Here is a 25,263-nt window from a genome sequence, read left to right as displayed (position 1 = left end):
GGGGTATCGATGCCAGGGGGGCACCTATCTTGTTCCCTTTCATACTTCCTCCTTCTGTTGGCCTAACTTTTCGGAGATGAAGGTCTCCAGAGTCACCAGGTCGGTTACCAGCCGGTCCCGAGTCGCCCCCTCCAGTTCATCGAAGGAAATCCCTTTTATGGCCGTAATCAAAGCCTCGATCTTAGACAGGAGCTTATCGGTTGCCGAAGGCACCGCTTTGGGCTCCTTCCCCTGGCTCAGCTCTGCCAACAACTGGGCGAACTCCGCGATCATGGTTGCTTCATCTTTCCCTTTGCCCACAATCTTGACCAGAGCGGCGCGTGTCAGGGAGCGATTCCCCCGGGCCCGATTCCGAATCTCCTCCGGGAGCCGGTTCAGCGAGAGGATCTCCGAGACCGTCGACTCGGCCTTGCCAATGATCGCTGCGACCTCCTTGTTCTTGTAGCCCGCCTCGTCCTGGAGGCGCTTGACCGCCTCTGCCTCCTCCACCACCGTCAGGTCCGAGCGGAGCAGGTTCTCCACCAGGGCTTTTTCCGCGGTATCGCCGCTGGTGCACAGCGCCGGGATTGACTCCAGCTTTGCCTCACGGGCGGCCCGCACCCTACGCTCCCCGGCAACCACGATGCGGGCGCCGGAGGGGTCCTGCCGGAAAAGGACCGGTTGGAGAACACCGTAGTGTTTTATAGACTTGACCAGGGAGGCCATGGCCTCCGCGTCAAAGGTCTTGCGCGGTTGTTGCGGGTCGCCTTCCAGGTCGAAGGGGCTGATGTGGTAAAGCTGCCCGATCTCGTAAGTGCCGGCAGGTGTGGTCACCGGTGTCTCCTCGGAGAGGATTTCATTTTGTTCAATTGCTTCTTCCATAGTCCCTCCACAATGCTCTTTTCATTCAGGGTGTGAATTCCAATACTTCCCAACTAACACTCGCCTCGATTACTGCGCCTCCTTTCCTGGGATGGAGCTGACGGGACAACATCGGCTTTTGTCCGGAATAGGAGCAAACACAAGACCCAGTTTTCATTTTATGATGGAATATCGGTCTGTTATCAGGAAGAGGCTGTCGCCACTTTGTCAGAAGCGAATTCATTGGGAGGAAGGAACTCAGGGACGGAAAGCTGTCTCGGGCGGGCGAACAATTCGGGTGGTACTAAACGAAACTTTTTGCTATAAAATCATATGATTAAGTGATTAGATTCAGTACGATATACTGTAATTTTTTTCTCAACAGCTAGACCAACTTTATATAATATTTTCAAATAGATAAACGCGTAACGTGTGCGCGATTTGACCAGATGGTAGGCGAAATGACCAAATCTTGGACAATACACGCGGAAGTAGCCCGCCTTCTCTCCACAGTTTTCGGATTGCGCGACTCCCGGATTGTGGACCTGCTGCTCCCCTTGGTGGACGGCGCAACACATGGCGCTCTTAGGAACCGAATTTTCCGGCTCTCCTGCGAGGGGCACCAGCGACGCCATCCTCACCCACCGGTACAGGCGGGAACCTATGTGATCCATGGAACTCGGGTGAGTTACGGGGGAGCCGTCGAACCGCTGCTGATTGTGATGGAAGAACTCACGGGGTGGGCTTACGCGGGGGTCTTTCCGCGGCTCAACGCTCAAGTGGTGGTAGACGGGATTAATCGGGTCTTCCGGGAGACAAGCCTCGGCTCCATGAAGATGTCGAGAAAACGGATCGTGTTGACCACCTTCCTGCCGGAAAGGTCGCCACAGGTCGCCACTGCGGGGCTACCGGACCTCGCCTGTGCCGTACGAAAACCGTATCCAGCCGTGATTCAGGAAATCCGTGAATGCCAGGGGAACTCCCGGCGCCCCGGCTCCGAGCTGTGGCGAAATCTGGTCCGGTTCGAAACGCGCCGGGTGCCCTCCCCGCGCCGGACCGAGCCGATCGCCATTGAGGGGGACTTCACTGATCGCCAGGAGCTGAACGACCGGATTGAAGAACTCCTTTCCCTGTGGAACCGCGGGGACCGGAGCTGCTATCCAGGGGGGAAGCCGGGGTGCGCTCCGCTGGAACGACTCCATCAGATCCTCTCCGAGAAGCAGATTCAATTCAAGAAGAAGAAAATCCCGCCGATCCGTCTCATAACGCCAAAGATTTCCGGATCGAGTGATGTCCCTAGATTTCCTGAGTGACAAGTATCGACATATCTTCGATTACCTGCGCACCCCCCCCTGGCCGTTGCGGCCGTACCAGAACGTCTACTTCATGGGCTTCGATGCGGAGTGGTTCGAGTCCGGCAACCGAAACGTTGTCCTCTCCTACCAGGTTGCCACCGCCGCGGCTGGGGGCAGCAACAACGTCATTGAGTACGTGGAACCGGGAAAGCGGCTTACTCTTGCCGACATCGTGGCAATCGGCGTCCGTTCCGTTAACGGGGGCGAAATCCCGGGCCTCCTCTCTGAAGGTAGAAACGTCGCTGTTCTAATCTCCCACCACACCACGGCTGAATGGAGCGTGCTGGCCGACCGGAAGGAGGCCCACATCAGCCGGAAGCTGAGCGTGATCCGCAAGAGTCCGGTAACCGGTCTGCACCCCTTCCGGCTGGAGATTGGCGCCGGCGTCCCCTTCGATGTCCAACTCTACGACACACGCCTCCTCGCACCAGCCGGATACCAGAGCCTCAAGAAGCTCTCTGCTCTCCTCGGCTCCGAAAACGATCTCAAAATCGACATCCCCTACTTCTACAAGAAGAGGATGCAGTGCTTCCTCAAGTTGAAACCGGCGCGATATAGAGAGTATGCCCTACAAGATAGCGCCGTTACACTCAAACTCTTCTTCCTGCTGACTGACTGCCTCATCAAGCTCTCCGGGAGAACCAAGCTCTACAAAACTCTCGCCTCTGGAGCTGTTACCGGCTTCCTGCTCCGCTCCCCTGCCTTCAAAAACTACCTCAACGCAGTAAAATCGTCTCCGTACGGCGACCATCTGAAACTGATTCGCCGAGGCTACCACGGCGGCCGGAACGAAGGATACCTGCAGGGGCGCAGCGATCGAATCGAGATCATGGGGAACCGGCTCTGGACCGACGTGGACTTCTGTGGGTGCTACCCGAGCGCCATGAGCCTGGTGCCTGCCGTAGCTTGCGGTATCAATCCCCACGCCCTCCCCTTCGACCCCAGTAAAAAACAAAAGGAATACCTCGATCTCTACGAGCCTCCCTTGCCAGTCCGATACCTCCCCCTCACCTATCGTCTCAACGATCTGGACGACGATGCTATTCGTGCTCAGGGCGTAACACCAGAACAGTATCGAGCCGTCAAGGCAATTCTGGACGGACGAGCCGTTCAGCCAGATGACGACCAGGATGAGGGGGCCAAGGTTTTGAAGCAGTTTGACGCTGAGTTGATCCAGATCGCACGGGCGGGGGCCAGTGGGCGGCGGCAAGCGCGAAAACTAAGGGAGTTGGCCACCGTTGCCGATAATACCCTCGTCAACGAGTGGTACCAGAGGTGGCGCGCGGCCCGCCGGTCTGGCAATACGCGGGAGGAGCGCACTATTATCCCTGGTATCGCCCGGGTCCGGTTTTCCTTTCCCAAGCGGACCCAGTATCCTTGCCTAGCGGTACCCCACCTGAAGTACGGGCTCGTCTATCCTCTGCAAGGGGAATGCGTGGCTACCAGCATCGAGATCATAACGGCCAAGGCCGCGGGAGCTAGAATCCAGGCCGTCTGGAGTCTCGAAATGCCGGTACAGTTGGACGAGAACGGGATGCCCCGTCGGCCGTTTTTCGAGCACCTGAAGGACCTGATTCATCAGCGCGGAACGTACAAGAAGAAGATCAAAAATGAGACTCTGCCTCCCGATGAACGGCGGGAAGCCATGGTCATGGAACAGTTGACGAAAGAGTACGTCAACAGCTTCTACGGTAAGACGGCCCAGGCAATCAACCTGCGCAAGAGCTACGGCCCCAGCAGCGGGGAGATGAAACGGCTCGGCCCTTCCCCTATCTCCGATCCATGCACCGCGGCGCTCACCACCGGGCTTCCCCGCGCAGCCTTGGGAGCAGTCCTCCTGGCTATCGAGCGGTACAACCGGGGCAAAGAGCCCGACAAGCAAATCCTCGTGGCTTCAGCAACTACCGATGGCCTCCTGGTTGGCCTACCCAGACCTGCCCGATTTCAAACAGCCGACTGTTACTCTTGGCTTAAGGGAAAGGGGTTGGTGCTGAAAGAGCCCTTCACAAACCTGGATGTCGTCCTTAAGGCCTGCGGTTGCTCCGAGCTGATGGACAACCTGTTGCAGTACATGCCTATCCGTCAGATGCGGAACGCTCGGCTGGAACTGACCGGCAAGCCAGTCTTCCTGGAGGTAAAGAATCTGGCCGACGAGATCGCTGCCGTTAAGACGCGCGGCCAAATCGGCTGGATCCACTACCAGAGCAAGCGCCCCGCCTATCGGGATGGCAAAGCGGTAACCATCTCGGCCAAATTCGGCCACAAACCACCGCTGACCGATATCGTGAATGCCGGGGGCGAGCTAGAGGGGATGCCGGCTCCGATGCTGATGCGCCAGGATCAACGCTACCAGCGGCTCCAGGATGGTCCCACCACGGACCGTAACACAGTGGAAGGGATGTGGCTTCTCGAACAGTTAGACCGGCTGAAAGACGAAAATCACCAGGGAACTGAAATCTTCGAATACAACTTTTATGGACTCACGGGTTTCAACGAGATCATGAAAAGCGAGGATAACGACAAAGACCTGGTGCAGAAGATCGGCAAGCGGAAGTTCAACGGGGACTTCGACTGGAAGCGGAAACTGGTCCTCACCCCCCATGGAACAGTTTCCCCGTTCACCGTTCCCTACCGCGACATCACGGAGATGCTCGCCCATCGCTCGCAGATGCAGGAGGAGCGTCGCTGGAACCGTAATGCTGTGCCGGAGAAGGTTCTCCACCGGGTGAAGGTGCGAGGACGGCAGAGTAACAACAGAGGGGGGGAAGCCGCCGCCGTTACGCGCTCTTTTCTCCGGGGGGTACTACAGGGGAAGATACCGGGGCAACGGATGTGGCGTCGAGTACCGGAGCGACTCAATAAGGTCTGGGCTGAACAGAACCTGACCATGCAGAAAATGATGTCCAAGAAAAAAGACGCCGCCCCTTCGCCAGGGGCCCCGCGCCCCCCTAAGGAAAAGTGGACCTCCAACGACGTCGAGAACGCCCGTCGTACCCCCTTCGAGCCGCAGGTAATCATGCCGACGCTGCCACTTTTGAATTTGGTGGATGCCCTGGCGGGAGAATTCGGGACTGATGCAGCAAAAGCAAAAGAGCTAATCTTTGCTGTGCCATTTGACGATGAGATCAACCAGGGGCTGGCCCGGAGGGTAGCCCGAGCTGTTCTGCAGGGGCCGGATAAAAGGATAGAGCCATTTCGCTCCCTCTATCTGGCAGGAACACTCCCTGATAGGGGTGCCCTCGTCCAGGCCTTCTCCCCTTACCTGACCGAGGCTCAGGTCGAGGAATGCGCGACCACGCCGTTTCATGCAGGAGAGGGGGAGACCTGGGACCGCCCACGGGTGACGCGCTTGTTTCGCCGTCTTGGACTAAGCGGAGCCGACGCCGAGGCCTGTGCCCGAGTGGTCGTCCTACCAGGGCGGAAGAAGGACAAACTTCCGTCCAACCCTGCTCATGCGAGGTGCCTGGAGTCTTTCGTCCATGCGCTCCATCAGCCTGACATCGCCGGACGCCCCATCAAGGGGACCGAGGTCTTGAACCAGCTGAGGGGCTATGGCCTGAAACGATCTCAGTTCTACTCGCTGCAACACAGTAAGTTTGCCCCTCGTGGGCTCACGGACACGGCAGCCAACCGAAGCCAGATCAAGAAAATGGCTAAAGCGCTGAGACTCGATCCAGCGCCGTTTCTGGATGCTCTCCTTGATAGATGACCAACGTTTCTACATGGTACAAAACGATCTGGAGACCTGTCGGCCAGTTCGCATCGAGTTCACTGCCGGCGAGGCGAAGCCCCGGTGGATGCCCCTCTCTCCTGCAGCCCTGTTCGCTGGGGTCCAGGACAAGGCGCGGGATTCGGCCGACCGAACCTTTTGCCTCGCGACGTTGGCCCTCACGACGGGAGAAGCGCATCAGCGGCGCGCACAGGAACGAATCACCACCAGGGGGACTCGGAATATCGTCCTGAGGCCACGAACGGTGGCCGACTACATCGAAGAAGCCATAGACCCGAAAGGAGCGAGAGCCAAGAGGGAAAAGCGAAAGCAGGACCCCGGCCGGATCAATATGGAACACCTCCGCATATCACAGCTGATAGCCTCCCTCCTTCCCCCCATCAAAAGCGAGTTGGGTTTTCCCATCGAGAACCCCAGCCAGCTTACCTATAGCATCACGGAAGGGGCCATAGGCGCCGCGAAGAACGAAGCGTGCAAAAGCTACCTGAGGAGGATCAAGGTGGGCAGGCTCCTCACCCAGCACATGTACGAAAAACTAAAGAGCCACTTGAGGAGCGAGTTCCCTAACGACCTTGAGCCTGTCACCGAGGAAATCGACAGGTCGGCCTCCCGGGATCACCTAGCGGCCGTATCGCTCCGCAGCCAAGGCTCACAGCTCATGGTCAGCATCGTCAACGTCCGAGGAGACATGGTGACACTGGAAGACTGGAAACTCCTCAAGCTCGTCGAGGCACGCGAGGAGTTTCTGACGCTGGGAACTCTCGATGCCCGGGGAGGGTGGCTGCCGGAGCCCCTCCTGAAGTTCAACGCCAACAAGGTGGGCGAGATCATCGCCATCTACACCGTGCGAGACTCCACCCTCCACGTGGTTTGCAACCGGGAATTGGCTTCGCCTCGGGGCAAGCCCACCCAAGAAACTTATGACCGGGCGGAGTTTGTCATCGACCAGGATTACCTGACCTGCCTCTACATTATGATCACGCAGCTACGGGCAGACAGGCAAAGGTTCGAAACGCTGAGAGAGAACGCCGAGGCTACGACCAAGGTCACCATGAACGATCTTTTCGACAAGGAACTCTTCGACTAGACCCATTTTGGAGGTGCAGACGTGACTGAACAAGCAGAGATGTACGCCCCTGGGGGAGGCATTTCCAATCCACTCGATACCATCTTCACCGGCATGAAGGCCCGAGACCCGATCTTCGAGCTAACCCTCCAAAACCTGGCGGGGCTCCCCACCCTCAACGAAGTAGAAGGACACCCCATGCCAGGCAAGGCGTTCCACCAGGGAGTGATGGGGTATCGGCGCAATGCCAACAGCTTGAGAATCTCCGTGGGCTGCGGTCGAGCCATGGTGCGGCATATCGAGCCAGCCAAGTTCATCGCTATGGCGGAGAACATGCACGAAGACCGGCTTGCCACCGTGGTTCTGGAAAATTTCACTGACGGCGAGAGGGATGGCAGGATGCCCCGCGGCCAAGTTCTGGGGCGGATCAACCCCGACTATAGCTGCATCGTCATCGCTCAGGGGCTGACCGGACGGGTCATCCACGGCACCAGCGATCTCGTCCGCCTCGATGCCTATTACGTCGCCAAGGATCTCCTAGCGGGGTTCTACCTCTCCGCCAAACTGCAGCACGGCGTCCAGAGTAAACTCGATGAGCTGATCGGCTCCTTCGACGGATGGAAAGCGTACGACATCCCGCGGGACCCGTGCGCCCCCGAGCTGTAGGCATGAGCGAGCACGCCACAGCCCAAATCCGTTGGTACCAGAACCGGCTCGGCCTCCTCATGGTCAACGAGCACCGCCAGCGCTTCTTCATTTTTGCAGAGAAGCTGCTCGCCCTGTTCGCAGAGCCGGGCCGCTGCAAAGAGATTAAGTTACGGGATCGGAAGCCCGGCAGGGCTTCCGGGTACTATCCCGGACAAGTTTTAGGAGTACTGGCCCTCCAGGGGACCAATTACACTCTCACCCTGTACGTCGGCTATCCCAACGAAAACATCCCCTTCACCCCCGAAACCGGTTTCGCCCCCCTGGAATACCTGACTCGGCTGCAGTTCTGCTTCCCCCAAGGAGAGCTGGAGACCTTCAGGTGTGCCGTGGAGATCATGCTGGCCCAGGGCAGGGTGTTCGAAGAACGCCTCCAGGCGGCGGAGGCGACCCCCTTAGCTACTAGCCACACATAAAAGAAATAAGTGCCTGAATTTACACATATTTCTTGGATTAATATGTAATAGTTCCTATAGAGATAAGATATTTATTTTTTTCCGGCTTTTTTCTCAGGAGCCTCATCCATCGTGGTGGTAAGGAACCATAGGCAAAAACAGTCGGTCCTTAATTGACTCTAAAGTCAAATTCCAGTAAATTCGGTGCACCGAACTATCAGGAATTGAGGCATATGAAATCATTCGTTGCTATTGTCGTAGGGACCTTTATTGCTGCTCAAACATGGGCAGCTGACACCGCCTGTCCTGAGCATTTTGCTGCGGGCCGTCCCCCTCTCGTAATCAACGCAAAGCTGGCTGCTAAGACCAAGGAACTCTGCAACAGCGGCTATGGGGCCCTCCATTCCGGGATTACGAAGACCCCCCTCTACTCGGCTGAGCACCTCACGCAAGAACGGTTGGTTCAGGGGAAGGGGCTGCGGAGGCAGAGCGAGTTCCATCCCGACGACCGGCTCCCGAGTTCCGACCGAGCGGAGCTACGCGACTATGCAAGGAGCGGATACGACCGCGGCCACGTGGCTCCCTCCGGGGATATGTTCGACCTCACGTCTCAGGAGGAGTCCTTCAGCCTGGCGAACATGATCCCCCAGGAACCGTCGGTGAACCGGGGAGTGTGGGAGAGGATCGAGAGTGGAGTTAGGCGAATGGCACGGGGGCGGGGTGAGCTCTACATCGTGACGGGACCGATCTTCCAGGGGGAAAAGCTGCAACGGATCGGGGGGAGGGTTATAGTCCCCACAGCCGTCTTCAAAGCTATCTATGATCCCGGGAGGCAGGAGGCCGGAGCATACATAGTTGACAACGAGCCCGGCGCTTCCGCCAAAGTGATCAGCGTTACTGAGCTGAAGGGTGTCACCGGCCTCGACGTTTTTCCTGGGGTTAATCCCCGCATTAAAGACAAGGCCATGCGGCTCCCCATGCCGAAACCACGGAAACAGCGCTAGAATTGAGATGCTGCGCCTGATCGCGTCGCTCTGATTGCGTTATGCCGGGAGCGCTTCCGTCGTCGCACTACGTGCGCCTCCGTTGGCGCCCCCGGCATCCTTACCAGTTCGTCGCGCCCGGCGCAGCCTCACTGGAGGAACCTTGAAGAAAGCAGCATTTCACCCCTTCGCTAACGAGTCGGAGAGCCTCCAGATCGGAGAGTTCACCATCGAAAACCGCCAGGATCGGGTGAGCCTGTACGGCTCGATCGACCTCTGGCGGGATAAGGGCGGCCTCCGGGCGGCTCAAGAGCTAAAAACGCTCCTCGACTCTATCGTGGAGGTATTGGAGCAGGAAAGCCTGCCGGACAAGGTGGAGCTGGTCAAAGGCGACACCGTTTCCAACCCCTTCGAGTGATGGCCCGCGCGAGAAGGAGGCTATTCGGATGAAGGATATGGACGAGTCCACCGGGATGGTAGAGGTGCCCTGGGATCGCCTCAATCCCGATACCCTGCGTAATGTTGTCTCTGAGTTCGTTACGCGGGATTGGGAGGAGATCGGCCTATGTAGCTATACCCTAGACGAGAAGATCGAGCAGGTCCTCACCCAATTGAAGACCCGAAGAGCTGCTCTGGTCTACGACCCGCTGTCCAACACCTGTAACATTATCCCCACGGTATAGTGGGGTTCATCAACACCTTCCAGCCACACAGGACGAAACCATGAAGACGGCTCTGCTCATCATCGATATCCAGAATGACTACTTTCCCGGCGGAAAAATGGAGCTGGTCGGCAGCGTTGAAGCTGCTGCAGCGACCACCCGGCTCCTGGCCGCCTTCCGAAAGGAAGGGTGGCCAGTTTTCCACGTGCAGCACCTCTCCACCAATCCCGGCGCCACGTTCTTTCTGCCGGAAACCCAGGGCTGTGAGATTTACCCCGGCGTTGCTCCCCTGCCAGGAGAGCCGGTGGTCACGAAGCACTTCCCGAGCAGCTTCCGGGACACGACCTTGGAGCAAGATCTCCGTGCCGCCGAGGTAGGCACTCTCCTGGTCTGCGGCATGATGAGCCATATGTGCGTGGACACCACAGTCCGCGCTGCTTTCGACCTCGGATTCTCCTGTATCGTCACCCATGACGCCTGCGCCACCAGGGAGTTGGCCTTCAACGGGGTGACCGTCCCCGCGGCCCAGGTCCATGCTTCCTATATGGCGGCACTCGGCTCCATCTTCGCCAAAGTCCTCGGTGTGGACCAAATTATGGAGAATATGGCAGCGACAACTTAGCGAGGGAATCCCCTTCTTCAGGTCCCACCGCACCCCACCTCCTGTTCTCCCGATTACTCAAAGCCCTCCGACAGGGGCTAACAGTTGACATTTTCTGTCGCTGCGAGATGTTATCCTGTGCGGGTTAGTATCCCTCCCGGAGGATCAATATGATCAAGACCAGCGAATCTCACCCTCTCCAGATAGGCACTCTCCAACTACCGTACACCGATGCAAAGATAGGTTTGACATTTTGTCCCGGCAAGAAGGGCCCCGGCCTGAACTCAGTTCGGTGGGAGCGCAGCCTGGAGAAGGACTTATCAACCATCATCAGTTGGGGGGCCACAGCTCTCGTCACCTTGGTTGAAGACCACGAGTTCGGCGAGCTTCAAGTACCGGAATTCAAAGAATTCATTGCAGCTTCAGGTCTTGAGTGGTTTCACATCCCCATTGTGGACGGCAGTATCCCTGACCATCGGTTCCACAGTGCCATGCAGGAGTGTCACTGCCGCATTCTGGAGTTGCTGTGCGAAGGGGCACGTATCGTGATCCACTGTCGTGGGGGGCTGGGAAGGACCGGGCTGTTCGCGGCCATGCTGTTGATAGACTTTGGCATTGAGCCTGAGAAGGCCATCGCCCAGGTAAGAGCTGCGCGTCCCGGCGCGATTGAAACATCAGCACAAGAGCGCTACGTCCATACCTACTTCAGCCACAACCATCGCAGAAATTTAAACCACTATTTAGGTTGCCTGCTCGGAGGTGCGGCAGGAGATGCGCTCGGAGCCGCAGTCGAATTCTCTTCATTTGCCGAAATCAGGCAGAAATACGGCGCAACGGGAATCCAATGCTACGATACGGCGTATGGCAGAACGGGGGCGATCACAGACGACACCCAGATGACGCTCTTCACGGCTGAGGGACTATTACGAGCATGTTGCCGGGCAAACGAGAAAGGAATCGGCCCCTCGTTCCCCTCTATGGTCCACCAAGCCTACCGGCGCTGGCTCAAGACACAGCAGAATCTGTATCACCCGGTCGATGGTAACGGTTGGCTGATCAACTGCAGCGAGCTCTATAGTCGCCGGGCTCCTGGCGGGACTTGTATTACAGCCTTGCTGGACGATCGGGTTCGGCTCCGCTCAGACGAAGTGCGGCACAACACGAGTAAGGGATGTGGGGCCGTGATGCGAGCCGCCCCCATAGGCTTATTTGTTCAATCCCCCTACCTTTGCCGCTTCTGGGGTGCGGAACAGCGAAACAAGGAGGCTTTTGAGATCGGGCAGTCTACCGGTTATTTGACCCACGGTCACCCGAGTGGATATTTGCCAGCGGGGTTCTTGGCATTGCTTATCGGGCGCATCATCGATGGGGACAACCTGGACACGGCGCTGGACGCTTGCTGCAAGGTCTTAGCAGGTGCCCCCGGGGCTGACGAGACGCTCGCAGCCGTGAGCCAAGCGAGGGAGCTGGCTATGGAGCCGGGGCATGTAACCGGCCCGGAAGCGGTAGAAACACTCGGGGACGGATGGGTAGGCGAAGAAGCATTAGCCATCTCAATATATTGTGCCCTCATCGCAAAAGAGGACTTTACCCATGGTATCCAGCTGGCTGTCAATCACGGTGGAGACAGTGACAGCACAGGGGCCATAACCGGCAATATCCTCGGAGCCCTCCTCGGAGTGAACCACATTTCTCAGCAGTGGCTGGATGAGTTGGAACTCAGAGAGGTCCTGAAAAAGGTAGCTAAAGACCTCTTCATCGGGTTCAGCCCCCGAAAGCAGTGGTGGGACTCCTATCCAGGGTTCTGACCCCCTTGTCGTATTTCCGCCCCCGTCCAAATAGTGGAAGATTAAAGATCGTGGAGAACTGGCCGATGAATATAGAGTTGCTCAGGCTTAGCTTGCCTTAGAAGACCCCATTCATCTGAAAAACCGAGGTACGTAGTTAAGCGCCTATACAGGAGGAGCACTATGCCATTTCCGCAGATCTTCGAGGACTGGATTGCCTACCGGGTAGATGACGGTTGTACCAGGATATTCAGGGCAGATTCTGGAGACGTTGCACCTCACCGCATCACCCTGGAGGGGGGCTACTTACGCCTTTACGTCTGGGCCCCTGAGGCTTACTTGCCCCTTGACACCCTTGGCGAACTCAATAGTTTTATCACGGCGATTGTTGACTGCGATAAGGGGGGAGGAGCGCTGGTGAAGTCGGTCCTTGGGGCTTTAGATGCAGAGGTAAGGGAGCCTACAGATCCGGACGACGAGATTCAGGAGGGGGATGAAAGGCCGAGGATTACCCTGGAAATTGTTTCTCCTCTTCAGCTGGATCGAAAAAAGAGAGCAGCCATGGAGGACGGGATACAAGAGCAACTGACCCTCCTCGCTGGCAAGAACCTTGTGACCGTAGTGAACTATCATTGGGTTGATGCCGTTCAGGAAGATTTCAAACCCATCAGATGCAAAGTGCATTCTCCAGAGGTATACACCACCAGCGAATCCGAGGTTACCTGTTCGCTGAAGTTTGTAGTTGTTAAATTCGGGGATCTGTACCACGACCTGACCAGAAGAGCCGGAGAGGCGCTTTACGCATCGAATGTGCGCGGCTTCCTTGGCAGTTCCATTACCAATAAGAGGTTACGATCTGCCTATCAAAAGATTATCGAGGGTGGAGAGTCCTCCCAAGACTTTGAGCTTTTCCCGTTCAAAAACAATGGTATCACTATAAGTTGCACGGGCATCGGAGTTCAGAACAACCAAATTTTGGTTAAATGCCCTCAGGTAGTTAATGGGCAACAGACCATCAGGACATGGGAAAAGGTTTATAATCAACACACCGAATACAACAAGCCCCTCTTGGAAAAAATACCAGTAGTGGTTAAATTTGTGCAGCTACCTAATGAATCATTGGTCCGCCAAGTGGCTTTTGCTAACAATCGCCAGAACCCAGTTTCAGCTGATATTTTAAGGTCCAATGAACCAGTTTTAGTCAGAATCGAATTTAGGTGGAATGATTGCATTGCCAGCACAGGGCTGCCTCGTTTTTTTAGAAAAGCTGACGGTGGCAACAAGTTTGTTACCCCAAAAAAGTTATTTCAAATCAATTACTATATGAGGCATGGTAAGCGCGTGTCGCAGAGGGAGATAGATAATTTTTTTGATGACGATATAACCTTCCAAACTTTTTTCTCTAAAATAGAGGCTAAAATTCTTGGGCAGGCTGGTTACGTCATAAAGCTGGCTCAACTCATAGAGTTCTACAACTTTATTACCGTAAACAATAAAAACACAAATCCGGAAAGAAAAGTGGTCATCAACACAGCATTTGGTTTAGATGGACGCGAGAAAACAGTTAAACATCCATTTTTTGCAGTAGGGAAACCCGGTTGGAACCTTTGTGTTAGCCTGTTCCTGCAAACTATTTTCAAAGAAATCACGCTTGAAGAGGACCTGCAAGGGCATGCCGAGCGAGCAAAGCAAAGATTAAATGGGCTGGCGAACCAAATCAGAGAAGAATTAATTAGTTTTTCTGAAGCCCCCGAGTTTAGCGAGGAATACGATAAGCCCCAGGATAAACATCCCGATATTTGGGATGAATGGTTTAACCGAGGCGATCGGTACAGACAATATCTGGGGCATCAACCAAAGGGGATCATTTAGGCCCTCAAGCCCTTCTAGCGGAGGTGCACCCAAACCAATCAGACGAGAACCGGCTCCCCCCTTTGAGTGCCGGTTCTCGTCCCTTGGAGAGGGTTGGCATGCAGGCCCGCCCCACGTTGATCCTTTAACTCACACATCAATGCCTAATCCCTCCTCCCTCACCTTGCCAGGCGTCAACTTCTGACGCCTACGTGGTGTAAGTATCATCACAGCTTAGCCCCCAACACACCCTTTGGAGGGACTATGAAAGGGAAAACGTGCCCTAACCGTCACCCCCGTGTCTCCTTTCCTGTCGTCGTGCCAGACAGGCTCGACCTGATGCCGGACCGAACCCAATTTCTGATAAGCAGATCACTACTAGCCAGCAAATGGCGCTCCCTGGAAGAGGCCACCAATGCTTTCATCCCGCCGGGGTGTGGCATCACCCACACTCCGGTCTTCTCGCTGAACCCGCTCATAGAGAGCTTCGAGGGGGTATCCGTCCTCCCGTCTCTGGAGATTACCGCTTCCTTTGTCGGAGGCCTGCTCGACGGGCACCTCAGGTTTCGTACCGTGGTCGAAGGGAAAGAGGAGGACATGCTCAGCGCCCTCCAGGTTACCCCCACGATGGCAGGCTTTATCGAGGCAATCTACCTGACCTACCACCTTCGGACCAAATGCGCCTTCTGGCACGGATTTTACGGCCGTAACTACACCCTGCTGCCTAACTATTTCCTGCTGCGCCGTCTCCAAAGCCCTTCTTACGACCCGCAGGAGTTTGGGCTGCAATACTTCAAGGGCAAGGTAGACCGGCCGGTCGGCATCCGGGTAGCTAAGCGCCAAGGGAAGTATTATGTCAGCTGCATGGCAATCTACGCCTTCGGCAACATCGTGGACATGACGGTCCGGGTGGCCGACGAACGCATCACAGCGCTATGGCCCCCCGAAACCATCTATAATTCCGGGGCTCGGGTCATGTACTGAGGCCGCGCTGGGCCGCAAACCCTATCCGTCCAGCGGTGCCGGCACGCTTCATCCTGGCGGCAAGCTCCTCCCTAGCCAGCAGAGTCAGAGTACCAACATCTATGCTGGCATCACCACGGTATGCCAGAAGCCGCACAGCACGCTCCACCACCAAGCGAATCTCCCCTCCGGTCAATCCCAGATCCGCCAACTGGTCAAGATCGACATCGTGAGCTAGGCGGTCCAGCGGCAGGTGCTCCTTCCATAGGGCCATGCGTAGAGAGCGGTCCGGGGCGGGAAGTTCCAGCTTATAGGTGAACCGACGGCTAAAGGCTTCGTCCAATAGGTCGCGCCGGTTCGTGGTTGCCACGAGAATGCCAGTAAATCGCTCTAGCCCCTCCAGGAAGAGATTCTGCATATTGTTGTTCATGCGATCCACCGCGCTGGTACCGGCACCGCGGCCTCCCAAGAGCTGGTCGGCTTCGTTAAAGAGGAGGACCGGGGCGCTCCCAAACTCCCGCTGCAGCATGGCGTAGTCATCAAATATCCGGCGCACCTGCTGCTCGCTCTCCCCGACCCAACAGCTGAGCACACGGGAGGCATCCACCTTCAACAACGGGCGTTCCAAGCGGCTCGCCAGGTACTGAGCCGTCAGCGTCTTGCCTGTTCCCGGAGGCCCGTACAGGAGCAGCGTGCTGCCGGTCGGGGCGCCCCATGCTGTTGGCAGGGAGGCCTGCCACGCTTTCCTGACCTCCAGCCCTTTCGGCGATTCGCCGAACACAACAGACTGCAGGGCTTCCAATACGGGGCCCGGCAGATACAGAGCCTCTTGCCGTATCTTGGGCTCCTCCAAGTCGAAGAAGGTTCCCTGCTTTACGCGTCGCCTCAGGTTCTGCAGGTTTTTCTTTCCTGTGTGCCGGCCAAGAAGGGCCGTGGCCCCCGCCTGGGTCAACTGCACCGTTTCGCCAAAGGTCCCCTGCGTCGACTCCACCAGCCGTTGGGTAAGCAAGGGGCTCTTCTCCCCGAACAGGTGTTTACGAACCCGCTGGCGGCACACCCTGCCGCGGGCAAACAGGCGTGCCACTTGATAGGTGTCATTGAAGTCGTAGCTTAGGTCCCCCTCCCTCTGCCCCAATAGCCCCATCAGGGTTAAGTGTTGTAATGGGCTCAGACGGAGTTTGGGTCCCGCTTTGGCTGCCGGGAGTTGGCAAGAAGAAACCTCAACTCTTTGAACGCAACGACGGTACCACCCGACTGGTTGATATGTCTCCAGGTTGACATCGGGATCGTTGATCACCAGATGCTCACTGTTTCCCCCATCGAAACCCTTCAGGTAGGAGAAGATGGCGTCCAGGTAGGCGTCATTAGAGGAGAACCCGGCGACCGTGGTTTCCGCATTGCCCATCTCCCGATGGAAGGTATCCCCGAAGTCAACGTTGGCTTGCAACCAACAAAAGGGAGGACTGTCAGTAAAGGAACCGCCAGTATTCCTGAGCCTCACCCAGCCCAATTCCTGCAATTCCTCCAGCGCCTTGAGATAAACCACCGTGAGTTCCGGGTCGTAAACCAGCCGGTCTACGATCTCGTACCCCTCGACGTACGGGTCCTTAGCCACCTTCGCTTTGAAAAGATAGGCGAGTGCCCCGATGGCAGGGTAAGAGGCACGCTTGAGGCAGGCAGGCCGCCCACGGAGCGAGCCGATCACCCCCTTGAGCAGGGCAGTTTCGTCATCATAGGTGAGCACGAGCGCGCGCCTGCCCCTACCAGACCTGGCGCGCGCTCTGATTTCCCTCTGTTCATCATCATGCTCTTCCTTAGCTTGCTGGTGACGAGTGGCGACACACATTAAATAGTTGCCGAGTTCCATGGGCTTCCCTCCTTCGCCTCCGGTGATGTTGTAGTCATGATTGTAGAGGCGGATCGCGTCAAAAAATGACGCACATCCGCGATACCTTCTATTCATCCATCACACTCACAGGAGGTACGATATGGCACGAACAGCTGATGAAATGGCAGGCATTCTGCAGCGTCTCTACAGGAAGGAGTTCGAAGGAGATTACAGGGCAGCGTTCCAGCTCACATGGGATCAGTTCCGCGGGATGGCGGGGGCTGCCAAATTGGAGGTCGATTACCTGAATGAGGTCAACGAGGTCTTACTGGGGAAGGGATTCGCCCTGCTCACCTTCAACAACAGCTTTATCGTTGCTAAGGACGGAGACTTCGACAGTACCAGGCAGCTGCCAGCCCGCCTGGCCGAGCGCTACCGGGGAGAGGATGAGGATGCAGACATCGGAGTACCTGACGATGATGAGGATGAAGTTGACTTCGAGACCGAGGAATAGCTAAAGGCTGTCCGCCCCCTATCCCGGATTAAGGGATAGGGGCCCTCCTCCCACACCCAGTTTGCAGAACGCTTTCGGGCTGAGCTAACATACCGTTTTAGCTGTTATATACTGATTGAGGTGTCGGATATGTATTCGTAACCTGAAACATATTTATCATATTCGATTGAAAGGCTTGGCCCCATCTTGAATTTAACGTTTATCAAATTGTGCGAAATAATGATAGTATCGCACATTGATCTGAGTAACTTATTGATAACCTCCCGATTTATGTAGTCTACAGAAATGTGTTCCGTGAAGTCGTGTATGTAGGCCTTCATTTGTTTAAGTGCTTGATCACTGTGCAGTGAATTTAAACGCACCAGTTCCTTATGGCAATTATCAATAGTGGTCTCAAGTGCCTGCAAATCCATATTTAAACTCATTGTACTCTGATAACTTTCTAACTCTAATCCATTTTTTAAGCTGTTAAGCAGTTTGTTTTGTCGCACCGTGGCGCGTCTAAGCTTTTCTTTAAGATGTGAGACGCTAAGTCTGGTTTTATTGATCACCGGATTGATAAACGGGAATTCCAATATTGCATTTGCGAATTCTGACACAAATACGGTTTCTAGCCGGCCATAGGGAATATTATTAGTGGTGCAACCTTGTTGGTATTGTGCATTGGTGCAGATGATATAATCCCAACGTGGACCCTTTTTGAGGTACATCATCCGCCCATTGCATTGAGGACATCTTCCAACCATTGAAAAGATATTTTTCAATGCTGCGGAGTTGCAGTATCTTGTTTTGTATTGGCGCCGCCTGGCTTGCACCTTTTCATAGAGTTCTTCGGATATAACAGGGGGGTAATAGTTTTTGATGCCTTCCAGTGGAACCCGTTGACTCTTACCATTACCATGGCCCATTACATGTGGAGTCAAAGTACCAATTACTGCGGCATTTCCCAATATCCTACTGACGTAATGTTCTCGCCAGATCGATTTCTCGCCTTTCTTGAACGTCCAGGTACGTACCTTGTCTTCGCGTAACATGCGTGCAATGGTCAAATACCCCTTCCCGCTCAGGTACTCGTTATATATTCTATTCACTATGGCAGCCCGTTCTGGTATTGCCTCAAACTGTTGAGTTTTCTTGTTATACTTTAACCAACCTGGACCTACTGTTGTCAATGTTTGTGTTGATGCATTATTTCGTTTATTTTCCCACATTGACTTAAGTCGTTTGGATTTCATTTCTGATTCTTCATTTGCTCTGATCAAAATAACAATCGCTTCAATCAATAAAAAAGGTGATTTATTTACAGACTCAGCAGAATAAACTCTTCTATCAGCCAGTGTTACAATAGTTACGCCTTCTAATATTATCTGTGTAAAAATGTTCTGAGCTGGCAAAATGACATCTCGGCTTATTCTGTCCAGAGATTCGACTAAGAGGTAGCTACCACTTTCGACCTCCTTGCGTCTTATCGCTTCCATAAACTGGCCAAGTTTACCAATTTCTACATTTGCGCCTCTGAACGCTGATACGCCAAAATCACTGTAAGTTAGCTTGTCGTCAAGTTCCAACCCATGCGTTGCTGCATATTCTTCAGCCTGCTGGGACTGCCTGCGTTTGCTGTCCCCTTTTGCCTGATCAGGAGTGCTAAACCTCATATAACTATAGGCTTTTGGCATAAGTACCTCCGCGAGTGGGATACATAATGGGCAGGGTAAGGTTAGAGGCAGCAGATTTTAGCTGATTGACCAGTATATCACGTCCGGAATATCCTGATTTTGCCGTAAATCGAACCTGAAATTTGCCCCCGTATCGGCGTCGAAAGTTGACGCCACGAGACAAGTACGAGACGTCCTCCGCCTTGTCTGGGCCTACAGCCAGAGCCGGGCTTCCGTATCAAAGTGCTGCGGCGCCAGCAAGACCACAGTCACCGACACCGTCAGGCGCGCGAACTCCGTGTGGTCAGAAAAAAAATGGCCTACAGGCGTCATTAACATTGACAAATCTTTGCACAGGGGTGTATGTTTTGCATTAATTTTATCAAATTGTCCACACGGGAGGTAAGTTGAAAACATTACTTATCAGCGGAGATACAAAATTACAAAAAATTGTCGAAAACCACTTTGCGGAGGTCCATCATGTGAAGGACAAGGAAGCGGGGATCAGGGCAATCGAAAAATGTAAATTTGACATGGTACTATTGGACTTGGCCGTATCGAGGCAATCCTGCTTGGACCTCATGAACATCATACGGGGCCATGACCAGTCTTTACCGATCATGGCATTAACAGAAGATGACTCGGTTCAAGAAATAATCAATATTCTTAATTCAGGAGCCGACAATTGCGTATCGAGACCATTTGAACCTAAGGTTTTGGTGGCTAAAATAAAGGCAATGCTGCGCAGGGCTCAAACAGTAAGAGGGGCGGATTTGATGTATGGGCCTATTCGTATCGATCCTGTCAAACACAAAGCATGGCGTGATAATAAAAAAATCGATCTAACACAAATAGAATACAAGTTATTGCTATTTTTTGTTGAAAATGCAGAAAATATTGTCTCTAGAGCTCACATATCTAGCAGTGTTTGGGAACATGAACTAGATAGCTTTACAAACATTATTGATGTTTATGTTAACTATCTAAGGAAAAAAATTGATAAAGGTGCGGACAAAAAATTAATACACACCTTGAGAGGTGTTGGCTATATCTTTAGTTTGAGTGAACCACAATAATATCAGAGGGTGATGAGTCTGGACACACTTTATAATAACGTAATCAAGTTGCTACACCCCAGTGGATGGGGAACCGGGACTGAAGTTTCCCCTGGCCGGGTCAGGAGGCAAGCTGGTATAGCTTGTCGAGAATCCGCACCATGGCAAGGGTGTCGAGCTTGCAGTATTCCAGGAGGGCTCCCCGAACGGCTGCAAGCTCCTCCGGTTTGTCCTTTACAGCACACATCACATGGTATGCCTCCATGGCCGCTCCCCCGTTGGCTATCTCCAGGCCCGAATAGGATAGGTCGGGGACCAGCGCGGGAAGCACGTTCTTGATCGAATAACCTCCCTTCATCTCCCACTTGTAGCAAGCCCGTGTTCTGAATGGAACCATCAGGTCCTGCATGTTCGCAACAATCCTGTTCACCCGCGCCCGATGCCCCTTGTAACGCCCAGCCAGATCCTTCAGCACCCGGGTTTCGAAAGCACTATTGTAAGCCAGGACGCAGGAGCCGTCGGGAATGGCCGCCAAGAGACTTTTCAGGAGCGCTTTGCGTGGGTCCTCGCCAGGCACGGCCAGAAACTCGACATGGTGAATCTTTCCTCCCCTCCTCTTCTGGTAGTGCAGCGAATACTGGAAAGGGATCTGCTGGTACGGACTAGTGCCGTCAAAGGGAGGAACCGCACTCATGAAGGTTTCGAAGTCGAGGAAGTACAATGGGTAGCTGAGCTGATTGAGAAACGCCCTGATCGCCTTCCTGTCGACGTGATCCTCTTGGCGCAGAGTCGCCTGCACCTGCTGTTTTTGCTTTCCTTTGAGCAGATCGAGCGGGATGTCGGCCTGGCTGACAATCCCCTGGTAGTACAGCGCGAACTGGTCCACCCCTTTCCCCCTCAAGTCGAATACGGAGTCTTCGGGGATATGGCCCCAGCAGTGCCCCTGGAAGTCGCACTCGTACGGGTCGAAGCAGTGGGGGCCGATATCTATTGATGGCGCCTTTTTCTGAGCCAAGGCAGCCCGCATCTTCTCTGTAGAGCTCCGGACCTCTGCCTGCAGGCCCTTCACTTCCTTGGTGACGTTTTGGCAAGTCAAAAGGCTTCCCAGGTCGACATCGCCCTCGCGCACGTACTCGGTATTGACATGAACAACATAGGCCTTGCCGAGGGGGACGCCCGCGCCAGCCAGAACGAAGTACTGGAGCGCCGAGTCCAGGATATAAACGTCTTTGACGGAAGTTCCGGCCTTGACCTCGTAGAGCTCCCACCCCTTTACCCTCTTACGCAGCAGGTCCACCTTGACGAAAATGCCATCGTGCTGGAAAGCCGCCTCGTAGATGACCTTCGCCCCCCCTTCCATCGCCTCTTTAGTGCGCCGGAGTTGGTCCTCCAGCGGCACCCTCTCCCCGTCCTCCTCGAAGGGGATCAGAAGCCCACCGGGAAACAGGTCGCGGGCCAGTTCGCCGATCATGTTGCCACCGGCAAACCTCGCTGTGGTCTCGGGGGACTCCTCATCCTTCAACTCGGGCTTGAACTTATGCAGCCACAGAGACTTATGACACTGACAGCCTCTGACAAAAAGAGTCTTGCTAAGAGCCACCGTGTGCGATCCCCTCTGCCCTGCTTCTTTCTTCTTTGCCATTTCCTCTCCCCTTCCCCCGCTACCGGCCCCTGTTGCTCACGATAAACCTTAAAGCGCCGCTCTGCTCCCCAATTCTTCCTCAATCCACTCCTGCATAACCATGTAGGGGTCTTGGTCGTCCATAAAAGAATTCATGCTCGCTACGATGAGAAGTTCCCTCAGTTGTTCGACGGTGAACCCGCGCTTGAGGTGGATGTAGTAAAAAAGCGTGCTCCGGAACCGGGGCAGTTCATACAAGAGACCCTCGAACCCTTTCAAGTCATACCAGAGAAGCGCCGCTTCCCGCTGGAGCCAGAGGTCATCCCCTGCAAAGGATGGAACTCCGAAAGGGCTGCTTTCCGCAATTGATCGGAGCAGGGGGGCTTCTGCAGGAAACCTGCTGACAAGCAGGAGACTGAAGTTCAATGCCCTGAGCAAAACGTCAAAGCGATCGCGTTCCGACCTGGTTATATCCTCGATAGGGTCCAGGACTCCCGTCTTCTCAAACCGATCGTGGAGGTCGTTTTTTTCCAGGGCGTTTCCCAGCAGCCACCAATTTCTATACTGCTCCAGCAGGGTGCGGCAGGCTGGCAGCAAGGAAGGCTTCTGCAACTGCCGCGCCTGCCCGGCATCAAGGTAGGTCTCGGGAAGGTACAGGAACTCAAAGCATTCCCATCCTGTCCCCCGCGCATCCTGGAGATACCGCCCCCGTATGCGTTCGCTACAGACCGCTTGAACAATACTCCTTACCTGCTTTCGACGCAGCAGTTCCTGGTACAAGGGAGAGTCACCCCCCTCGCACACCAGAATCTCCTGAAGACGCATCACTCCATACTCGGGCGGGCATTCGGCAAACAGATCGATCCCTCTCCGCCTGGCGCTGCGCGTAACCTTCAGGAGGCCTTGCGAGAAGTCGCTCACCTCTCGTAGATAGAACATTCTGCCCAATGAATCCTCGCCGACTCTGGCAGGATAACGACCGTTCCTAGACTTGGCTAGGATTTCCAGGGGAATGTTTTCAAGACACCAACCACACATAGCACCTCCAGAAAGTATATTCATTGTGTGGTATTGTTTCGCATGGTTGCGTCAGTTCCTGACGCAACCTGTATTTAAGGTGTCGACAGCACAAGGGAGGGAGTTATGAAGACCATGTACCGCCGCATGCAGATCCTCAGTATGATCCCCCGCAGCGGCACCATAACTACCCAGCAGATCGAAGAGAGGCTGGGTGCCCGAGGGGTGGAAGGGATCTCCCGGCGGATGATTCAGAGAGACCTGGAGGCAATCCATAGTTCGGGATATTTCCCCATCCGATACGAGGAGGATGGCCAGGCTTATTACTGGAGCTGGGTCGATGGAGCCCAGATTCTGAAGGTCGGCGCCATGGAGCCGCACACGGCGCTCACCTACTGCCTCGTAAATGAGCGCATGCCCAACATCCTCCCAAGTTCCTCCCACAGGTACCTGGACCCGTACTTCAGAAGCGCCCAAGCGCTCCTGGACGACCAATCGGAACTTCCCGTCTCCCGCTGGCGCGAAAAGGTGCGGACCATTCCCCGAAGCCTCCAGATGACGCCCCCCCGGATGGATGACCATGTGACTGATACGGTGTACGAGGCGGTTCTTAGGGAACGGCGGATATCGCTTAGCTACCGCCCCAGGGGGGAGAACACCCCGAAGGAATACCCCTGGATAAACCCACTGGGGTTAGTGTTTGTCGAGAGCCTGGTCTACCTGGTGGCCACCATCAAGGAATACGCAAACCCCGTTCAATTTCTGCTGCACCGGGTCGACACCGCTACCTTGCGGGATGAAGCTGCCCTGGTGCCTGAAGGGTTTTCTCTCCAGGCCTACATCGAAAGCGGGGAGTTTAGCTACCCGGTCGGCGACACCATCATTAACCTTCGGGCTCTCTTTGAGCGCAGGGCTGCCGCCTACCTCTTCGACACTCCACTACCAGGCACCAAGCGCCTTGAAGACTTCGACGAAAAGCGGGTCTTGTTGGAAGCGGAGGTGCTTGATAGCCTCCAGCTGAGGTGGTGGCTCAGGGGATTCGGGGATGACGTGGAAGTTCTAGAACCTGCTGGATTACGGGAGGAGTTTCAAACGACAGCTAATCGCCTAAGCCGTATGTACAATCGGCCCTCCCGCTAGGGTGACCAAGACTTGATGGAGTACTCTGACCATCCAGATTTCAGCGAATACGACGATCCCAAAGACAGGCACACTGATGTGTGGGAGGAATGGCTTTCCGAGAATGACCGTTATGGCCAATACCTAAACCTGCTCGGGTATCGTATAACGGGCATCATTTAAGGGGAGTCAGCGAGGAGGGAGATGTATCAACTTGAGGTGAAACGCTGGCTTGTTACTCACCGGTTCCACCCCCGGGACGGGTGGCAGGTCCACGTCGATATCGATGCCATGGAGCGAGCCAAAGGAGGCCAGCACAAAAGCGACAAGGCCGAGATTGCCGCCGAGGCTGAAGCGGAGTTACGGGCCATCGGCGCCGTTATTGGAGCCCACCCCGTGTATGGCCGTGCAGATGTGGTGGCTACTCACCCCGCGTTCGGGACCTTTGTGATTGAGGTAGAGGGGGACTCAACCCGGCAAAAGGAACAGGCCGTTTACTCCGCGCTTGGGCAGTTGGTCTTGCAAGCTGACGGCAAGCCCCATCAGCTCATGCTGGCGATTCCTGACGAGCCGGCCTGGGAAGGGCAGATCCAGAAGATCCCCCCTTATGTCCGCAAGCTACTCCAGCTATCCTGCGTCCTAGTATCAGAGGATGCGGTCAGGGAAGATAACCTCCAGCTAAGCCAAGGCCCCGAGGCCTGACTGTTTCTAACCAGCCTCCCCCGATGAGTAGACATCTATGTTCCGGCGGCCCTGGGGATCATAGAAAACCCCAGGACCGCGTCAACGATCAGTAAAGGGCTGGCATCATGTGCCTGTAGGGCTGGGGGCGGGACCAGTCTACAGGGAGAGACAAGCCGGGGTCGGTTCGAGGTAAGGCATAAAAAAACGCACACCTAGACTGCATGGGTCAGACTCAAGAGCCTGCCCAATGGTCACTTGCGCAATAACGCTGCTAGGACCTGTTCTTTGGCAGCCCGGGGTAGCTTCCTGATGATCGTCACCGCTTTTTCGGTAGCCTTCTCTTCAGTTGTGAACTGACTCTCTGAAAGCTTTGACAAATGCAAAGTCGGAACCTCATGGATAGTTAGTCCATTTCCTCGAATCCGGATATTAAACTGATAGTCGCCCTGCTTCGTCAGGCAGAGGCTTTTCTTGTTTTGGATCAGGGGTGAGAGAGCACCACTATAAACGTCGATTCGGCTCCCATACCTTTTGGCAACAATCAAAACACCATTACCGCTCTGGCCTTCCTCAGCCTTGATCATCTTAGAAGGTATCCCGTGCCAATCGTCATACCCTCCGAAAACCCAAAAGGTCCGGCCGGTCTGGTCCCGCAGGTACTTTCTGTAATTTCCGACCGGCATCAACTTCACTTTGTAGCAACGTTCCACCTCTGCTATCACATTTCTACGGTCGGCTTCGTCAAATTTTAAAGTAGCCATACGCCCTCCGAGTTAATGCAGGGAATGTAATCGTTTAGATCTCTTATCAGTCTTTACGTAAGTGGTGATGA

Annotated in this window: 22 protein-coding genes; 16 read left to right on the top strand and 6 right to left on the bottom strand. The window is 55.0% G+C overall.

From position 1 onward, the window contains the following. Positions 1-39: 39 nt before the first annotated feature. Positions 40-861 (bottom strand): ParB/RepB/Spo0J family partition protein, encoded by an 822-nt coding sequence (locus JFN90_RS06245; RefSeq protein WP_199394237.1) that lies wholly within the window; start codon positions 859-861, stop codon positions 40-42. Between the two features lie 701 nt (positions 862-1,562). On the opposite strand from JFN90_RS06245, the gene JFN90_RS06240 reads away from it, so the two are divergent. The 12 genes from JFN90_RS06240 (at position 1,563) to JFN90_RS06185 (ending at position 14,959) form a co-directional block, all read left to right on the top strand. Further along, positions 1,563-2,153, top strand: coding sequence for a hypothetical protein (locus tag JFN90_RS06240; protein ID WP_199394236.1), 591 nt, complete (start codon positions 1,563-1,565; stop codon positions 2,151-2,153). Next, positions 2,131-5,904, top strand: coding sequence for a hypothetical protein (locus JFN90_RS06235; RefSeq protein WP_199394235.1), 3,774 nt, complete (start codon positions 2,131-2,133; stop codon positions 5,902-5,904). The genes JFN90_RS06240 and JFN90_RS06235 overlap by 23 nt, the downstream gene beginning before the upstream one ends. Beyond that, positions 5,894-7,012: a hypothetical protein gene (locus tag JFN90_RS06230; protein WP_199394234.1), complete on the top strand. Its 1,119-nt coding sequence runs from the start codon at positions 5,894-5,896 to the stop codon at positions 7,010-7,012. Before JFN90_RS06235 ends, JFN90_RS06230 begins: the two co-directional genes overlap by 11 nt. A 21-nt stretch (positions 7,013-7,033) precedes the next feature. Beyond that, complete coding sequence (locus tag JFN90_RS06225) at positions 7,034-7,657, top strand: hypothetical protein (protein ID WP_199394233.1); 624 nt, start codon at positions 7,034-7,036, stop codon at positions 7,655-7,657. Positions 7,658-7,659: 2 nt separating this feature from the next. Further along, positions 7,660-8,112, top strand: a complete 453-nt coding sequence (locus JFN90_RS06220) for a hypothetical protein (RefSeq protein WP_199394232.1) — start codon at positions 7,660-7,662, stop codon at positions 8,110-8,112. 212 nt (positions 8,113-8,324) lie between these two features. Beyond that, positions 8,325-9,095 (top strand): DNA/RNA non-specific endonuclease, encoded by a 771-nt coding sequence (locus JFN90_RS06215; RefSeq protein WP_199394231.1) that lies wholly within the window; start codon positions 8,325-8,327, stop codon positions 9,093-9,095. A 142-nt stretch (positions 9,096-9,237) separates the two neighbouring features. Next, positions 9,238-9,492 carry a hypothetical protein gene (locus tag JFN90_RS06210; protein WP_199394230.1) on the top strand — a complete coding sequence of 85 codons (255 nt, stop codon included), beginning with the start codon at positions 9,238-9,240 and terminating at the stop codon, positions 9,490-9,492. Positions 9,493-9,520: 28 nt separating this feature from the next. Continuing rightward, the gene (locus JFN90_RS06205; protein WP_199394229.1) at positions 9,521-9,757 is read left to right on the top strand and encodes a YheU family protein; all 237 of its coding nucleotides are present in this window, start codon (positions 9,521-9,523) and stop codon (positions 9,755-9,757) included. 40 nt (positions 9,758-9,797) lie between these two features. Further along, entirely contained in the window at positions 9,798-10,358 is a 561-nt protein-coding gene (locus JFN90_RS06200) for a cysteine hydrolase family protein (RefSeq protein WP_199394228.1), read from the top strand. A 149-nt stretch (positions 10,359-10,507) separates the two neighbouring features. After that, positions 10,508-12,145, top strand: a complete 1,638-nt coding sequence (locus tag JFN90_RS06195; RefSeq protein ID WP_199394227.1) for an ADP-ribosylglycohydrolase family protein — start codon at positions 10,508-10,510, stop codon at positions 12,143-12,145. 162 nt (positions 12,146-12,307) lie between these two features. Continuing rightward, positions 12,308-13,996: an AIPR family protein gene (locus JFN90_RS06190; RefSeq protein ID WP_199394226.1), complete on the top strand. Its 1,689-nt coding sequence runs from the start codon at positions 12,308-12,310 to the stop codon at positions 13,994-13,996. A gap of 243 nt (positions 13,997-14,239) precedes the next feature. Then, positions 14,240-14,959, top strand: coding sequence for a hypothetical protein (locus JFN90_RS06185; RefSeq protein ID WP_199394225.1), 720 nt, complete (start codon positions 14,240-14,242; stop codon positions 14,957-14,959). Here the strand turns inward: JFN90_RS06185 and JFN90_RS06180 are convergent. Further along, positions 14,949-16,805 (bottom strand): ATP-binding protein, encoded by a 1,857-nt coding sequence (locus tag JFN90_RS06180; protein WP_199394224.1) that lies wholly within the window; start codon positions 16,803-16,805, stop codon positions 14,949-14,951. The genes JFN90_RS06185 and JFN90_RS06180 overlap by 11 nt on opposite strands. Positions 16,806-16,926: 121 nt before the next feature. Between JFN90_RS06180 and JFN90_RS06175 the strand changes: the two genes are divergently transcribed. After that, the gene (locus JFN90_RS06175) at positions 16,927-17,280 is read left to right on the top strand and encodes a hypothetical protein (RefSeq protein ID WP_199394223.1); all 354 of its coding nucleotides are present in this window, start codon (positions 16,927-16,929) and stop codon (positions 17,278-17,280) included. A 104-nt stretch (positions 17,281-17,384) separates the two neighbouring features. On the opposite strand, the gene JFN90_RS06170 is transcribed toward JFN90_RS06175, so the two are convergent. Further along, positions 17,385-18,956, bottom strand: a complete 1,572-nt coding sequence (locus JFN90_RS06170) for a recombinase family protein (RefSeq protein ID WP_199394222.1) — start codon at positions 18,954-18,956, stop codon at positions 17,385-17,387. Between the two features lie 386 nt (positions 18,957-19,342). Between JFN90_RS06170 and JFN90_RS06165 the strand changes: the two genes are divergently transcribed. Further along, complete coding sequence (locus tag JFN90_RS06165; RefSeq protein ID WP_199394221.1) at positions 19,343-20,011, top strand: response regulator transcription factor; 669 nt, start codon at positions 19,343-19,345, stop codon at positions 20,009-20,011. A gap of 100 nt (positions 20,012-20,111) precedes the next feature. On the opposite strand, the gene JFN90_RS06160 is transcribed toward JFN90_RS06165, so the two are convergent. Together JFN90_RS06160 and JFN90_RS06155 are read right to left on the bottom strand one after the other, a co-directional pair. Then, positions 20,112-21,632, bottom strand: coding sequence for a DUF2779 domain-containing protein (locus tag JFN90_RS06160; RefSeq protein WP_199394220.1), 1,521 nt, complete (start codon positions 21,630-21,632; stop codon positions 20,112-20,114). Positions 21,633-21,680: 48 nt separating this feature from the next. After that, positions 21,681-22,559 (bottom strand): hypothetical protein, encoded by an 879-nt coding sequence (locus tag JFN90_RS06155; RefSeq protein ID WP_199394219.1) that lies wholly within the window; start codon positions 22,557-22,559, stop codon positions 21,681-21,683. A 195-nt stretch (positions 22,560-22,754) separates the two neighbouring features. Here JFN90_RS06155 and JFN90_RS06150 point away from each other — a divergent pair, with 195 nt between their 5' ends. Both JFN90_RS06150 and JFN90_RS06145 read left to right on the top strand, forming a co-directional pair. Then, positions 22,755-23,768, top strand: coding sequence for a helix-turn-helix transcriptional regulator (locus tag JFN90_RS06150; protein WP_199394218.1), 1,014 nt, complete (start codon positions 22,755-22,757; stop codon positions 23,766-23,768). 183 nt (positions 23,769-23,951) lie between these two features. After that, positions 23,952-24,449: a hypothetical protein gene (locus JFN90_RS06145; RefSeq protein WP_199394217.1), complete on the top strand. Its 498-nt coding sequence runs from the start codon at positions 23,952-23,954 to the stop codon at positions 24,447-24,449. A 233-nt stretch (positions 24,450-24,682) separates the two neighbouring features. Here JFN90_RS06145 and JFN90_RS06140 read toward each other — a convergent pair whose 3' ends face one another. After that, positions 24,683-25,192 (bottom strand): hypothetical protein, encoded by a 510-nt coding sequence (locus JFN90_RS06140; protein WP_199394216.1) that lies wholly within the window; start codon positions 25,190-25,192, stop codon positions 24,683-24,685. Positions 25,193-25,263: the final 71 nt, after the last annotated feature.

It is taken from the genome of Geomonas propionica (genome assembly GCF_016458235.1).
In the GTDB taxonomy this organism is placed as follows: Bacteria; Desulfobacterota; Desulfuromonadia; order Geobacterales; family Geobacteraceae; genus Geomonas; species Geomonas propionica.
Note: the sequence above shows the minus strand (reverse complement) of the source record. Positions and strands in the feature narration are given on the sequence as shown.